At 71.1% G+C, this 13,240-nt stretch carries 11 protein-coding genes, 1 other RNA gene and 1 pseudogene; 8 read left to right on the plus strand and 5 right to left on the minus strand.

Features of this window, described 5'->3' with window-relative positions; genetic code table 11:
* Positions 1 to 336: 336 nt before the first annotated feature.
* The 4 genes and pseudogenes from ACWCP8_RS16525 to ACWCP8_RS16540 all read left to right on the plus strand — a co-directional run.
* Positions 337 to 744, plus strand: a complete 408-nt coding sequence (locus tag ACWCP8_RS16525; protein ID WP_451116524.1) for an archease — start codon at positions 337 to 339, stop codon at positions 742 to 744.
* A 25-nt stretch (positions 745 to 769) separates the two neighbouring features.
* On the plus strand, positions 770 to 1,753 hold the full coding sequence (locus ACWCP8_RS16530) for a CapA family protein (protein ID WP_451116526.1): 984 nt from the start codon (positions 770 to 772) through the stop codon (positions 1,751 to 1,753).
* A 5-nt stretch (positions 1,754 to 1,758) separates the two neighbouring features.
* Positions 1,759 to 3,186, plus strand: a complete 1,428-nt coding sequence (locus ACWCP8_RS16535; protein WP_352266919.1) for an RtcB family protein — start codon at positions 1,759 to 1,761, stop codon at positions 3,184 to 3,186.
* A 246-nt stretch (positions 3,187 to 3,432) separates the two neighbouring features.
* Positions 3,433 to 4,125: pseudogene (locus ACWCP8_RS16540) on the plus strand (dienelactone hydrolase family protein); the annotation flags it as partial.
* 137 nt (positions 4,126 to 4,262) lie between these two features.
* Here the strand turns inward: ACWCP8_RS16540 and ACWCP8_RS16545 are convergent.
* Positions 4,263 to 4,562 carry a hypothetical protein gene (locus tag ACWCP8_RS16545; protein WP_352266920.1) on the minus strand — a complete coding sequence of 100 codons (300 nt, stop codon included), beginning with the start codon at positions 4,560 to 4,562 and terminating at the stop codon, positions 4,263 to 4,265.
* On the opposite strand from ACWCP8_RS16545, the gene ACWCP8_RS16550 reads away from it, so the two are divergent.
* Genes ACWCP8_RS16550 through ACWCP8_RS16560 form a run of 3 tightly spaced genes read left to right on the plus strand, consistent with a single transcriptional unit; the run spans position 4,552 to position 6,312 of the window.
* Positions 4,552 to 4,755 carry an RlpA-like double-psi beta-barrel domain-containing protein gene (locus ACWCP8_RS16550; protein ID WP_326603381.1) on the plus strand — a complete coding sequence of 68 codons (204 nt, stop codon included), beginning with the start codon at positions 4,552 to 4,554 and terminating at the stop codon, positions 4,753 to 4,755. The two genes, ACWCP8_RS16545 and ACWCP8_RS16550, sit on opposite strands and share 11 nt — an antisense overlap.
* Before the next feature lie 11 nt (positions 4,756 to 4,766).
* On the plus strand, positions 4,767 to 5,381 hold the full coding sequence (locus ACWCP8_RS16555) for a cell wall protein (RefSeq protein ID WP_352266921.1): 615 nt from the start codon (positions 4,767 to 4,769) through the stop codon (positions 5,379 to 5,381).
* Between the two features lie 31 nt (positions 5,382 to 5,412).
* On the plus strand, positions 5,413 to 6,312 hold the full coding sequence (locus ACWCP8_RS16560; protein ID WP_451116529.1) for a MauE/DoxX family redox-associated membrane protein: 900 nt from the start codon (positions 5,413 to 5,415) through the stop codon (positions 6,310 to 6,312).
* A 128-nt stretch (positions 6,313 to 6,440) separates the two neighbouring features.
* Here the strand turns inward: ACWCP8_RS16560 and ACWCP8_RS16565 are convergent, their stop codons facing one another.
* The 4 genes from ACWCP8_RS16565 to ACWCP8_RS16580 form a co-directional block, all read right to left on the minus strand.
* The gene (locus tag ACWCP8_RS16565) at positions 6,441 to 8,474 is read right to left on the minus strand and encodes a glycoside hydrolase domain-containing protein (RefSeq protein ID WP_451116531.1); all 2,034 of its coding nucleotides are present in this window, start codon (positions 8,472 to 8,474) and stop codon (positions 6,441 to 6,443) included.
* Between the two features lie 1,009 nt (positions 8,475 to 9,483).
* Positions 9,484 to 9,885: RNase P RNA component class A (rnpB, locus tag ACWCP8_RS16570), an RNA gene on the minus strand.
* A gap of 67 nt (positions 9,886 to 9,952) precedes the next feature.
* On the minus strand, positions 9,953 to 10,471 hold the full coding sequence (locus tag ACWCP8_RS16575) for a TetR/AcrR family transcriptional regulator (RefSeq protein WP_352267013.1): 519 nt from the start codon (positions 10,469 to 10,471) through the stop codon (positions 9,953 to 9,955).
* A 331-nt stretch (positions 10,472 to 10,802) separates the two neighbouring features.
* Entirely contained in the window at positions 10,803 to 12,245 is a 1,443-nt protein-coding gene (locus ACWCP8_RS16580; RefSeq protein WP_451116533.1) for an RNB domain-containing ribonuclease, read from the minus strand.
* 162 nt (positions 12,246 to 12,407) lie between these two features.
* Here ACWCP8_RS16580 and yaaA point away from each other — a divergent pair, with 162 nt between their 5' ends.
* Complete coding sequence (gene yaaA, locus ACWCP8_RS16585; RefSeq protein WP_352266926.1) at positions 12,408 to 13,208, plus strand: peroxide stress protein YaaA; 801 nt, start codon at positions 12,408 to 12,410, stop codon at positions 13,206 to 13,208.
* Positions 13,209 to 13,240 lie beyond the last annotated feature (32 nt).

Here is a 13,240-nt window from a genome sequence, read left to right on the forward strand (position 1 = left end):
GGACAACTACCGTATGTCACCCTCCGATTGCCTGCGGTCAACGAGGCGGGCATCGGCAGGTGAATGTGTGCGCCACCGACACGTGGTCGACGCGTGGCCCCGAGGCTTGACGGCCGGAACACGGACACCGTCGCCGATGGCCCGCGACCCGTGACAGCGTGCACCGCCTCGTGCAGGTTGCCCCGGAGCGGTGTACGGGACGACTCTGGAGGAGGCATCGCCTGCGGCTCGGGAAACCCGGCATCAGGCTGTGCATCCGGAGACGACGGAGAGGCGCCGACCGTGGACGGTCGGGAACCCGTGGGGAAGCAGCCGGGCGCGAGTGGACACGGGGCTGTGCCACACACCGCGGACATGCGGGTGGAGGCGTGGTCGCCGACCGCCGAGGGGTGCATCGGCGAGGCGGTGCGCGCCATGGTGGAGGGCTTCGCCGACACGTCCGGGGCCGCGGTTGTCGGTGAACGCGCATACGTGGTCACGGCGGCGTCCGACGAGGATCTGCTGGTGTCCGTCCTGGAGGAGGTCGTCTACCGGATGGATGCCGACGGTGAGATCCCGCTCGATGTGGAGGTGGGGTCCATCCGGCCGGCCGGAGCCGGCCGGGGCCTGTCGGTCCGCTTCCGGATGGTCGACGCGGGCACCGCCGTGCCGGTCGGTGCGGTACCGAAGGCCGTTTCGCTGCACGACCTGCACCTGCGCGGCGGCCCCGGCGGCTGGACCTGCCGGGTGACCCTCGACGTCTGAGTGCAGGACGGGGAAGGGACGGATCATGGCGCTCACGGTGGCACTGGCCGGCGACACCATGCTCGGGCGCAGCGTCGCCGAGGAGCTGCGCCGCTCGCCGACGCCGGGGACGCTGGTCTCCGCAGGGGTCAGGGAGGCGATCGCGGAGGCGGACCTGTTCGTGCTCAACCTGGAGTGCTGTGTCTCCGACCGCGGGCACCGCTGGCCCGACCCGCAAAAGGCCTTCTTCTTCCGCGCTCCCTCCGCCGCCGCGAAGGTGCTGGCCGAACTGGGCGTGAACTGTGTGACGCTCGCCAACAACCACGCTCTCGACTACGGGTTCGACGCCATGGCAGACACCCGCACCCTGCTGGCCGGGGCGGGCGTGCACGCGGTCGGCGCCGGGGCGACCGTGCGCGGGGCCCGGGAGTTCACGGTGCTGGAGGCGGGCGGTGTGCGGCTTGCGGTGGTGGGCGTCACGGACCACCCGCAGGATTACGCGGCCGGGGCGGACAGTCCCGGTGTGGCCTGGGCCGATCTCTACGCGTGGGTGCCCGACTGGCTGACGGAGTCGGTGGGCCGGGCCGCCGCGGCGGCGGATGTCGTGCTGGTCACTCCGCACTGGGGCCCCAACATGACCTCGCGGCCGCCGCGTCACGTCTCGGCCGCGGCCCCGGAGCTGCTGGCGGCGGGAGCGACGCTGGTCGCCGGGCACTCCGCCCATGTGTTCCACGGGATCGCCGACCGGATCCTGTACGACCTGGGCGACTTCGTCGACGACTACGCCGTCGACCCGGTCCTCCGCAACGACCTGGGGCTCCTCTTCCTGGTGACCCTGGACGGCCAGGATGCCGCGCACCTGGTTCCCGCCCGGGTGGAGGCGGTGCCGCTGGCCCTGGACTACTGCCACACCCGCCTGGCGCGTGGCGAGGACCGGGAGTGGATCCGCGAGCGGCTCACCACCGCCTGCGCCGAGTTCGGCACCACCGTCGCCGATCGGACCGGTCGGCTGACGGTCGACTGGAGGTGAGGGACGTGGACATCGCACTGGTGGAGAAGGGCCCGTACCGCTTCCGTATCGAGCAGCAGGAGCCGATGCGCGTACCCGGGATTGTGTTCGCCTCGCGGGCGCTGCTGCCGCAGGCGGCCGGGGACAAGGCGCTGGAGCAGGTGGCGAACGTGGCGACGCTGCCCGGCATCGTCCGCGCCTCCTTCGCCATGCCCGACGTCCACTGGGGCTACGGTTTCCCGATCGGCGGGGTGGCCGCCACCGACATCTCCCACGGCGGGGTCATCTCGCCCGGCGGCGTCGGGTTCGACATCTCCTGCGGCGTACGGCTGCTGGCCGCCGACATCGACCATGAGGCGCTCGGCCACGACCGGCTGCGGCGGCTGATGGACATCCTCGACGGCACCATCCCGCGCGGCATGGGGCGCGGCGGCCTGTGGAAGCTGTCGGGCGCCGGGGAGATCGACGAGCTGCTGGTCGGCGGCGCTCGGTACGCGGTCGAGCACGGGCACGGTGTGCCGCGCGACCTCGCGCGCTGCGAGGACTACGGCGTCCTGGACGGCGCGGCCCCGGGGCAGGTGAGCAGGCGCGCCGTCGAACGCGGCCTCCACCAGGTGGGAAGCCTCGGCTCGGGCAACCACTTCCTGGAGGTCCAGGCGGTCGACCAGATCTTCGACACGGCCACCGCGGCGGCCTTCGGGCTGCGGGTGGGCCAGGTGTGCGTCATGATCCATTGCGGCTCGCGCGGCCTGGGGCACCAGGTGTGCACCGACCACGTCCGCCTGATGGACCAGGAACTGCACCGGCACCACATCCAGGTCCCGGACCGGCAGCTGGCCTGCACGCCCGTCGAGTCTCCGCGGGGCCACGCCTACCTGGGGGCGATGGCGGCAGCCGCCAACTACGGCCGGGCCAACCGCCAGCTGCTGTCCGAAGCCACCCGCCGCGCCTTCGCGACGGCTGCGGGAGTCGGTCTGGATCTGGTCTACGACATCTCGCACAACACGGCCAAACTCGAGACCCATGAAGTGGACGGTGAGGCACGTCCACTGTGCGTCCATCGCAAAGGCGCGACGCGGGCGCTGCCACCCGGCGACCCGAGCCTGCCCGAGGACCTCGTCCGGGCGGGCCAGCCGGTACTGGTCCCCGGGACGATGGGCACCGCCTCGTACGTGATGGTCGGCCTGCCCGGCAACGAAGCCTTCCACTCCGCCTGCCACGGCGCCGGCCGGGTCTGGAGCCGTCATCACGCGCTGCGCATGGTCCGCGGGGAGCAGCTTCGCGGCGAGCTGGAGGCCCGGGGCATCGCCGTACGCCCCTCCTCGTGGCGTGGTCTCGCCGAGGAGGCGCCGGAGGCGTACAAGGACGTCGACGCGGTCACCGCGGTCACCGAGGGCGCCGGACTCGCCCGGCTGGTCGCCCGCCTGGTGCCGCTGGGCGTCGTCAAGGGATGAGCCGGTACGGAGCGGGAGAGCGGGGCACGGCTTCTCCGGAGGCCGGGACGGCGGCCGCGGTGGGATCCGGCGGTGAAGTCGTCCGGCGCTCGCACCTCGGCGGAACGCGAGTAGCGTGGAGTGCAGGTGCAAGGTGGCCAGGAGTCCGGTCGTGAGCCGGAAGCAGTGACGACAGACGGATGTCCTGGCCTACGGACAACGTCGGGCGGAAGAGCCCACCTTCTCGGGGGAATCGAGCAGCGGCACGAAAACGCAGCAACCTTGGGAGCTGCGGGAGGAGCGGGGATGGCGGCCGCGGGTGTCGTCGTGCAGGCTGGACCGGTCCGGCTCGGCGGAGAGCTGACGGTCCCCGAAGGGGCCACGGGCATCGTGGTGTTCGCCCACGGCAGCGGCAGCAGCCGGCACAGCCCGCGCAACCGCTCCGTCTCGACCTCACTGAACAAGGTCGGGCTGGCCACGCTGCTGTTCGACCTCCTCACGGCGGAGGAGGAGCTGGACCGGGCCAACACCTTCGACACCGCCCTGCTGGCCGGCCGCCTGACCGACGCCACCCGCTGGCTGCTCGACCGGCCCGAGACCCAGGCCCTCGCGGTCGGCTACTTCGGCGCCAGCACCGGTGCGGCCGCCGCGCTGTGGGCGGCGGCGGAGCCGGACTCCCCGGCCGTGGCGGTCGTCTCGCGCGGCGGCAGGCCCGATCTGGCCGGGCCCCGCCTGCCGGCGGTGACCGCGCCCACGCTGCTCATCGTCGGAGGTGATGACGAGGTGGTGCTGGACCTCAACCGCCAGGCCCAGGCGCTGCTGCGCTGCGAGAACCGTCTCGCCGTGGTCCCTGGCGCCACTCACCTGTTCGAGGAGCCCGGTGCTCTCGGGAAGGTGGCGGAGCTGGCCAGAGAGTGGTTCGCCGGACACCTGGGTCGTCGGGCAGGACCGGAAGGCTGACCACCGGCTCGCCACCCGGCCGACGAGCCCCTCGTCGATGCGGAACGAGGCCATCTATGCAACCCGCTTGTCTACGCGCATCATTGGGTTGCTTCGCTCGCACAACCACCCCCGGTCGCACCACGGGCATCCCCGCTTCACATGTGCTTGTCGACGGCCGGTCCAGTATTTGTCATGCACTTGTCACTTCCTGGGAAGGGCAACACGATGGCTTGCGGATCAACCAGCCTGTGGGCCGGTGAAACCAGCTGGTTCTGCTGCGGCAACGCCTGGGGGCCATGCTCCAGTGCCGGCGGCGGCGCCTGCGGGAACTGCCAGTCCAGCGCACACCACGGCGCGTGGCCCAACGCCTCACAGGCGTGCTGGAACATCACCCGGCCCGACCTCTGCGGCGAGAACATCCCCAGACGCGGCTGCGGTGCGGTGATGAACGTCAAGCACCAGTGCTCGGGCGCGACGGTGTGCATCACGATCACCGACTGCGGCCCGCGCACCAAGGACTGGTGCGGCGAGGCGACTTGCTGCAACGGCACCTGTCGCACCAACCGCGTCCTCGACCTGACGCCGGCCGCATTCTCGGCGATCGGCAACCTGAGCTCGGGCAAGCTGCCGGTCTACATCTACGAGTGAGGGGGACCGAGATGACCGTACGACACGACCGGGCCGACGGGATGCGCCGCCGGCGCTTCCTCACCAATGCCGCCCTCGGCGGCGCGACCATCATCGGCGCCACCGCGCTCGGCGGCCTCGACGCCGAGGCCGCCTTCGCCGCGGAACCCTCGCTCGACCCCGCGATAGCCAAGTCCACCTTCGTGGAGGGCCGCATCACGGGCATCACCGGCAGCATCCTGGAGGTGGCCGGATCCAATGGCGGCCGCTCCCGGGTGCAGATGACCAACGTCACCAGCGTGTGGAAGGTGCGCGCCACCACAGCAGAAGTGATCGAGGTCGGCGACGGGCTCTACGCACGTGGCGTCAAGATGCCCGATGGCACCGTGGCCGCCGACGCGGTGTGGGTGAACATCGTGAATCTGGACACGCAGATCCGCGGCATCGCGAAGAACCGGCTGCACCTCGCCCACGGGCAGCATGAGCTGGTCGGCTACGTCGCCCCGGATGCCAGCGCCTCCTACGCGGGCCGCGCACTGACGTCCGACCTGTCCCGGCTGCGCATCGGGCAGAGCGCCCAGGTACTCGGTGCCTGGCGGCCGTCCGACAACTCCGTGGACGTCGTCCGCATCTCCGTCGGGCACTGATACAGGCCCAAGGACACAGAGAGAGGAAGAGATGCTGTCACTGACAACGGGCCTCGCCCCGCTGGTCCTCGCGGGCCTGCTCGGGTGGACCGGAGCGGTCAAGGTGTTCAGCCGGGGCACCGCACAGCAGGCGCCGAAGACGGCGCTGGCCCGCATGCTGCGCAGCAGTGAGCGGGCCACCACGGTGCTGCGCGCGACCGGCGCAGGTGAACTCCTGATCGCCGCAGGTCTGCTGGTGGTCCCGGCGAACCCGGTGCCGGGGGCCGCCGCCGCGGTCCTCGGGGCGGGCTTCCTCGGCTACCTCGGCTACGGCCGGGCCGTGGCACCGGAGTCCTCCTGCGGCTGCTCGGCAAGTGAGGGCACCCCCATCACATGGCGGGCGTTCGCGCGGGCGGCGGTCGTGCTCATCGGCGGGGCCACGGTGGCGGTGGCACAGGACACCTGGTGGCCGGCGGTCTCCGAGCGGCCTGCCGGTGCCTTTGTCCTCCTGGCCGGGGCGGCGGCGCTTCTGGTCGCCCTCTCGGCCGACCTCGACCGGTGGTGGCTGCTGCCACTGCGCCGGACGAGGCTGCGTGTCTTCGGACACCCGCTCCTCGGCACCGCCACCGGCCAGGTGCCGGTCGCGGCGAGCGTCGAACTCCTGGAGAACTCCCTTGCCTGGCAGGCCGCCGCACCAGTGGTCCGGTCCGCCTTGCTGGACCACTGGGAGGATGACGGCTGGCGCATTCTCCAGTACTCGGGTGTGTACGGGGACCGGGAGAACGCGCGCCCGGTCGCGGTGGTGTTCGCACTCGACGCCACGGCCGGCCGCGACACCGGTGACGACCCGATCGTCCGTGTCAGCTATGTCGACGCGGACAGCGGGGAGGCGGTGGCCGTGGACGAACTGCGCGCGGCGCCGTCGCGACGGATCCTGCCGATGGCGGGCTGACGCCACGGATGAATCGCCGCCCGCGCAGGCCTCCGGAACACAACGCAGCAGCAGCGCCGGACCGAAAGCCGGGTCCGGCGCTGCCCGGGGGCTCGCCCCCCGGTTGCCGTCGTCGAGAAGCTAGTCCCTCACCAGCCGCCGGAGCTGATCTCGACGCGGGCGTTGAGGCCGCCCTTGCCGGTGCCCTTGTAGAAGTAGAGCTTTCCGGTGGCACCCGACTCGGACTTGACGGCTACCAGGTCACCCGTACCGTCACCGGTGAAGTCGGCGCCGGCGTAGTCCGAGATGCCGTTCCAGCCACGGGAGCCGATCTCCGTGCGGGCGGGACCGGAGTCGATGGTGCCGTTGCCGTGGCCCTTGTAGAGGTAGAGCTTCCCGGTGGACTTCTCGGTGGCGACGATGTCGTCCCTGCCGTCCTTGTTCATGTCACCGGGACTGACGATCTTGTCCATGCCGTTCCAGCCATGGGAGCCGATCTCCGTCCGGGAGGGACCGGAGTCGATGGTGCCGTTGCCGTGGCCCCGGTAGAGGTAGAGCTTCCCGGTCGACTTCTCGACACCACCGAGGTCATCCCTGCCGTCACCCGTGAAGTCACCGACGAAGATGTTGCTGATCCCGTTCCAGCCGCCGGAACCGATCTCCTTACGACTGCTCAGCCCGCTGCCGGTACCGCGGTAGAGGTAAAGCTTTCCGCTCGCGACCGCGGTGCCGACGAGATCGTCCCTGCCGTCCGAGTTGAAGTCACCGACGGCCAGATTCGCCATGCCGTTCCAGCCACCCGTGCCGATCAGCAGCGGCGAAGTCAGGCTTCCCTTGCCCGTACCGGGGTACAACCAGAGGTTGCCCGTCGCCACCTGGACGGCCACCAGGTCCTTCTTGCCGTCCCCGTTGAAGTCACCGGCCGTCAGATTTGTCATACCCGGGTCGCCCGTGGTCGCAGCCGCGCCGACGTCGACGTAGTTCCGGTCGATGTTGATCGTCGCCCCGCTGTACGACTCGGTGACATTGCCCGCGTACTGGTGAACACGCTGATGGTTGGACCAGTATCCGGCGGGGATGTTCACGTCGGCGGTGTTGGCCACACCGTTCCAGTTGCCGGACCAGACCACGTCCGGACGTACCAGCGTCGTGGACGAATAGACGGAGGCCAGGTCCTTGATGCCACTGGAGGAGGAGCTGTACACGCCTGACCGATAGCGCAATTCGTGCAAACGGGCGGACCAGCCGGAGAGATAGTTGAGGACGTTGGTGCGGTAGCCCGAGGAGTACGCCTCCATGTCGATGTAGAGCACCGTGCCGGGGACGAATCCGAGCGCTTGTGCCAGATCGACAGCCGCATCGGCGGCCGACCGGCCCTGGCTGGTCGCGCTCGAGGAGGAGATGCTCCCCGCTTGGAGGCCCGCGTAGATGGGGAGCAGATGCCAGCCACGGTTGCTCTGCTCGGCCACCCATGAAGCGGTGAGATTCGGCTGGGAGCAGGCCCGGCTCGGTCCGCCCATGTAAATGCCCACCCCTCGGTAGGGCGAGGACGCCCAGTCCGCCATGGTGCCCGAGGAGGGTGCCGAGCAGGCGTCGAAGGCTTTGCCGGTGTAGCCGGTGCTCGGGATCGCGGAAGCGGCGGCCGAGAAAGCCGGCGCCCGGGGCGCCGGAACCGTCTGCGGCTCGGCCGTGCTGCTGGTGGTGGCGGAGCCCAGGATCTCCTCGATCGCTGCCGTCGACGAGCCGTAACTGACAGTTGCATAGACGCCGGCGCCTTCGAAGGCCAGCCGTACTTCGCGGGAGTCGCCGGCCGGGAGGACTCTGGGAGCGGGGGAGCCCGTCGGGACGTTCACGGTGGGCACATCCTCTCGGGGCGCAGCTCCGGTGAACGGCTCCAGCACAATCGCTTCGGTCTTCGCCGCGATCAGGTGGGTGGGGCAGGACTGCCGGGCTCCCGGATGCCCCAGGTACACGGTGTGCTGATCGAGTCGTACACAGGTGTTCGGGTCCTTCTCCAGATCCACCAGCCCCCACCCGGCCGGAACGTCGATGGAGAGTCCCCCGTACTCGACGTGGGTGAGCGATTCCGCCGCCGAAGCGGTGGCGGAGGACTGGAACGTGGCGGTCAGTCCGATGGCGGCAATGAAGGCAGAGGCTGAACGGCGCAGATGTCGGATCTTCATTCTCTCTTCTCGGAGTTGGGCCGATGTGGCACGGCCGGCGCGGTCGGGGCACGGGAGCGCACAGAGGCAGGGCAGGGCCGCAGTGAACTCGGACCCGCCTGGTGGGGCGCCACCAGCCGCCGATGCCGATTTCGATGCGGACGCTGAAGCCGCCTGTGCCGTCGACCTTGTAGAGGTAGGGGTTTTCCGGTGGCGCCCGGCTGGGACTCGACAGCTGCCGGTCACCCGTACCGTCACCGGTGAAGTCACCGCCGGCGCAGTCCGAGATCCCGTTCCAGCCACCGGAACCGATCTCCCCACGGGGGAACCGCCATCGATGGCGCCGCCGCCATGACCCTTGTACAGGTAAAGCATCCCGATCGACGCCTCGACACCGCCGAGGTGATCCCCACCGTCACCCGTGAAGTCGACGACGAAGGTGTGAGGAAGGCGTATCGAGGTGATGATGCGCCGACCAGGGAGAAGGACCTGATCCGCCGTCAGGACGACCTGGCAGCCGTGAATCCGGCCGCCGCCGGCGCGATCACCGCGCCTGCGGAATGGCGCCCGGCGCCAGGGTCACGACAACGACGCGGCAGCTGCTCGGGCTCGACACCGTTCAGTCCCGTCCGGAGATCCTCGCCGAAGGACTGATCGAGCCCCCTCGACGAGGAAGCCATGCCCCGCGACAGAACTGTCCTGACTCTCTGTCAGGTCGGTGTCCGCGCCGATCGGCGCCCTTCACCTGTGCGCGGGGGTTGTCAACGGCCGTCGGCGGTCGAAGGCGAGCAGCCCAGGGGGCAGAACGCGCGCCGTCCGTACGTGGCCGCGGGGCTGACACCGTCCTGGCTCTCGACAGCGCCGACGGGAGTCTCGCTGCGCACCGTCCGACGCCGGATGTCCCCCGCTCAGGGAACGACTCATCGCAGGCAGCCGCTTGGAGGCCGGCCAGGCCGCACAACTCGGCCTGGCCTGACGGCCCCTCAATGCCCGGAAGAAACACGTCCTGACTTGCGGCAGACAGAGACGGCAGACGAGTCGGCCTGTACGCCGGGTTCTGTCACCCGGTCGCCTCGCGGCGGCCGGGGAGACGGCCATCCATCTAGGACCGGCATTGCTGTCGGCCTCATGCGGTCTACCCGCGAACTCGGGCGGGCAGCCCTCGAACGTTCGCGCAGGACCGTCTTGCGACGGCCCCTCTTGACCTTGCTCCGGGTGGGGTTTACCTAGCCGCCTGAGTCACCTCAGGCGCTGGTGGTCTCTTACACCACCGTTTCACCCTTACCGAGGACCGAAGTCCCTGGCGGTCTGTTTTCTGTGGCACTGTCCCGCGGGTCACCCCGGGTGGCCGTTAGCCACCACCCTGCCCTGTGGAGCCCGGACGTTCCTCGGGAGGATCCGAAGATCCTCACGCGGCCGTCCGGCCGGCTCGTCTGCCGTGTCGACCATGCTACCCGGCGGGACGGGGCCGGTCGGACGAGGCCCGACCGGCGGGCAGGTCAGAGGCGGACTGTGCCGAAGGCGGCGATGCCGGCCGACCAGGCAGCCGACAGGTCGGCGCCCGGAGGGAAGCGGCCGTTGAGTTCCAGGACCACCATCCCGTGCGCAAAGGCCCAGGCGGCCCGGGCCCGCTCCTGGTCCCCGGCGACGGCCCGGAAGAGCGGGGCCGCGGCGCGTTGCTCCAGGCCCGGCGGGAGGGAAGTCCGGTCCACGGGGTGCTCGGTGGTGAGGCGGTACAGATGGGGGTGGGCCAGGGCGTAGGCGCGGTACGCGGTGGCGAGGGCCGGGAACGACCCGGGGGCCACGGACTCCGCCGCTTCCAGCGTCTCGGCCGTCTCCCGCAGCACCTCGCCGGCCAGGGCCGTCAGCACGGAGGACTTGTCCGGAAAGTGCTTGTAGAGGGACGGTGCCGTGATCCCGATGCTGTCGGCGAGCCGGCGCATGGTGAGGGCTTCCGGGCCTTCCGTCTCCAGGAGGGCGCGGGCGGCGGCGATGATCTGCCGGGCCCGGTCCGTCACACGGCCCGTGACGCGGTCCGTCGTGGGAGCGGTGACACGTTCAGTCACGCTGGAAAGCCTTCCTTCGTACGGAGTCCGCCGGGGTGCGCCGGAAGTCCGTGGGGCCCGTCGGAGCCCGTGGCCGAAGGCGTGATCCTACGAGATGGGGAGGTCCGGCGCGGCAACCGGTCCGGGCGTGTTCGCCGTGCCGCCGCGTCACGGTTTCCACGGTGCCGGGCGCGGTTCCGGGGAACGCCGAGGCCCTGGTTCCGGCCGCGCCCGTTCTGGAGGCCGTCGTCCTGCGGCGGCTGTGCGCCGCGGGTCGGCGGCCCGCGCGCCGCCGCCGTCGGGCTCACGCGGGGGCGAACAGTACCTTCGCCGCACCCGGGTCCGCCTGGGTGAGGCGGACCCGGAGCCGTTGGCCCAGCGGGAGCTTCGTCGTGCCGCCGTCGATGCGGGCGACGACGGCCGGGTGCTCGATGTGGACCGTGCCGATGGTGGGTTCCTGGTCCTGTACGTCGACCACGTACGCGTCGAAGACCTCGCCCACCTGGTCGCTGAGGAGTGCCGCCTCGACCAGGTCGACGCACTCGCGCTCCACCGTGTTGGCCCGTCGGGTTCCTTCGGCCATTTCCTTCGGGAGACCGGGGATCGCGGCCATCACCCACTCGGGCGGTTCCCGGTCCGCGACCGTCGCGAGGCACAGCTCCGCCGCGTACCGGTCGACGAGACGGCGCAGCGGCGCGGTGCAGTGCGTGTAGAGGTCGGCGACGGCGGCGTGGACGGCGGGGGTGGGAAGTTCGCCGTGGTCGAAGACCGTGTAGCCGGCGCCGCGCAGCAGGGTGGTGCACTCCTGGAGGAACGCGGCGTCGCTCGTCCTCTTCGGGTCGAGCGACCTGACGACCTGGGCGTACGGGACATGGTGCGGCCAGTCGATGTGCAGAGCCTCGGCCGAGCGGCGCAGACGGGCGACGGCGCCGTCCGGGGCGACCGGGAGCGTACGCAGGATGCCGGTGCCCCCCTCGGTCATCAGATGGGCCGCGGCCATGCCGGTGAGGAGGGAGATCTGGGCGTTCCAGCCGTCGGCGGGCAGCGGGGCGCGGTACTCCAGGCCGTATGCGCCGTCACGCCGGACGATCTCCTGCTCGGGCACGTCGAGCGAGATCCCGCCGCGGGCGACCTCCTGCTCCTCGCGGAGCCGGCCGATGTCCCTCAGCAGGGCGAGGGGCTCCTCGGCGGTGCCCGCGTCGATCTGCCGCTGCACGCCCGCGTAGTCCAGCTTGGCCCGGCTGCGGACCAGGGCCCGGCGTACGTCGGTGGCGACCGTGCGGCCTTCCGTGTCGAGGTCGATCCGCCAGAGCAGGGCGGGGCGGGTCTGCCCGGGGAGGAGGCTCGCTGCGTCTTCGGAGAGCACGGTGGGGTGCAGCGGCACCTTGCCGTCGGGGAAGTAGAGGGTCGTCACCCGGCGGTGGGCCTCGGTGTCGAGTGCGCCGCCGGGGCGGACGAAGGCGGCGACGTCGGCGACGGCGTAGTGCACTCGGAAGCCGTGCGGGCGGCGTTCGAGGTGCATCGCCTGGTCGAGGTCGGTGGACGTGGGCGGGTCGATGGTGAAGAAGGGGAGGTCCGTGGCGTCCTGGTGTCCGCTCAGGACGAGGGCCTTCGCCACCTGTGCCGCCTCCGCGAGGACCTCGGGCGGGAAGTGGGCGGGCAGTCCGAGCGAGGTGCGCAGATCGCGCAGGGCCGCCCGCAGCGGGGTGTCGGCTGCGCCGGTCATGTGGAGATGGCGGCGGGGCATGGACCGAGCGTATGGCGGGGCGGGGCGACCGGCATCCCGGGTGCGGGCGGCCCTGCGGACCGGGTGCCGGGCCTGGGCGGTCCGGGCGTCCCCGTACGCTGGCAGGCGGGGCCTTGGGCAGTTGTGGGGGCCGCTTCCCTGTTCGTACGAAGGAGAACCGCCGTGCTCGTGCTGTTGCCGCCCTCCGAAGGAAAGGCCGCCTCGGGGCGCGGAGCACCTCTGAAGCCGGAGTCGCTGTCGCTGCCGGGGCTTGCCGAGGCCCGGGCCGCGGTCCTCGACGAGCTGGTCGAGCTGTGCATGGCGGACGAGGAGAAGGCCCGGGAGGCGCTCGGTCTGAGCGAGGGGCTCCGCGGCGAGATCGCGAAGAACGTCGAGCTGCGGACGGCGGGGACGCGGCCCGCCGGGGAGATCTACACCGGGGTGCTGTACGACGCGCTGGACCTGGCGTCGCTGGACACGGCGGCCCGGCGGCGGGCCGGGAAGTCGCTGCTGGTCTTCTCCGGGCTGTGGGGCGCGGTGCGGGTGGGCGACCGGATTCCGTCGTACCGCTGCTCGATGGGGGTGAAGCTGCCGGGTCTCGGTGCGCTGGGCGCGTACTGGCGTGCGCCGATGGCCGAGGTCATGCCGGAGGCGGCCGGGGACGGGCTGGTACTGGATCTGCGGTCGTCCGCGTACACGGCGGCGTGGAAGCCGAAGGGTGCGGTGGCGGAGCGCACGGCGAGTGTGCGGGTACTGCACTCCCGGATGGTGGACGGGGTGGAGAAGCGGTCAGTGGTCAGCCACTTCAACAAGGCGACGAAGGGGCGGATGGTCCGCGACCTGCTGCAGTCGGGGGCCCGGCCGAACGGGCCCGCGGAGCTGGTGGACGCGTTGCGGGGGCTGGGGTACGTGGTGGAGGCGGAGGCTCCGGGGCGGGCGGGACGGCCGTGGGCGCTCGATGTGGTCGTGACGGAGATCCACTGACGCAGGATGATTGCAACATGTGCAACGCTCGT

The organism is Streptomyces sp. NPDC002206, assembly GCF_053593595.1.

Coding starts and splice junctions, on each gene's coding strand:
- ACWCP8_RS16555 (WP_352266921.1), top strand. CDS start 4,767: ATGACCGTACGACACGACCGGGCCGACGGGATGCGCCGCCGGCGCTTC.
- ACWCP8_RS16565 (WP_451116531.1), bottom strand. CDS start 8,474: ATGAAGATCCGACATCTGCGCCGTTCAGCCTCTGCCTTCATTGCCGCC.
- ACWCP8_RS16530 (WP_451116526.1), top strand. CDS start 770: ATGGCGCTCACGGTGGCACTGGCCGGCGACACCATGCTCGGGCGCAGC.
- ACWCP8_RS16560 (WP_451116529.1), top strand. CDS start 5,413: ATGCTGTCACTGACAACGGGCCTCGCCCCGCTGGTCCTCGCGGGCCTG.
- ACWCP8_RS16550 (WP_326603381.1), top strand. CDS start 4,552: ATGAACGTCAAGCACCAGTGCTCGGGCGCGACGGTGTGCATCACGATC.
- ACWCP8_RS16580 (WP_451116533.1), bottom strand. CDS start 12,245: ATGCCCCGCCGCCATCTCCACATGACCGGCGCAGCCGACACCCCGCTG.